This window comes from Pseudoalteromonas sp. GW168-MNA-CIBAN-0100 (genome assembly GCF_040309225.1).
Lineage (GTDB): Bacteria > Pseudomonadota > Gammaproteobacteria > Enterobacterales > Alteromonadaceae > Pseudoalteromonas > Pseudoalteromonas arctica.
Genome location: NZ_JBEOOL010000123.1, coordinates 1 through 457 on the forward strand (window position 1 = coordinate 1; position 457 = coordinate 457).

General features: G+C 39.8%; 1 protein-coding gene. It reads left to right on the plus strand.

What is annotated here, in order from left to right; translation table 11 throughout:
* Nucleotides 1-457 (plus strand): serine dehydratase beta chain (locus AAEY62_RS20330; RefSeq protein WP_350636008.1); only part of this gene is annotated, 457 nt, incomplete at both ends.

Sequence of the window (457 nt, forward strand, 5' to 3'; positions counted from 1 at the left end):
CATTAAAGTAGAGCTATATGGCTCGTTAGGTCAAACTGGTATTGGCCACGGCTCGGGTAAAGCTGTAATACTTGGCCTTGCTGGGTATGATCCTGAAACCATCGACGCCGATTTGGTTGATACTATTTTAGCCACAATTGAAAAAGAACAAGTTATTTATTTAAATCAAACGCATAAGGCTAAATTCCCAAAGCAAGGGGCTATTGTTTTTCACCGTCGTAAAACGCTACCTAAGCACTCTAATGCAATGGAAATTATTGCCTCTAATAATGGCGAGAAGGTTTATAGCCAAATTTATTACTCAATTGGCGGTGGCTTTATTGTTACTGACCAAGATTTTGAAAACGAAAAACAAGCAGCGCTTGATATTCGTGAAGAAAACCCTGCACCTTTTCCGTTTGGTAGCGCACAAGAATTACTGGAAATGTGTAAAGAGTCGGGTTTCAGTGTATCTACT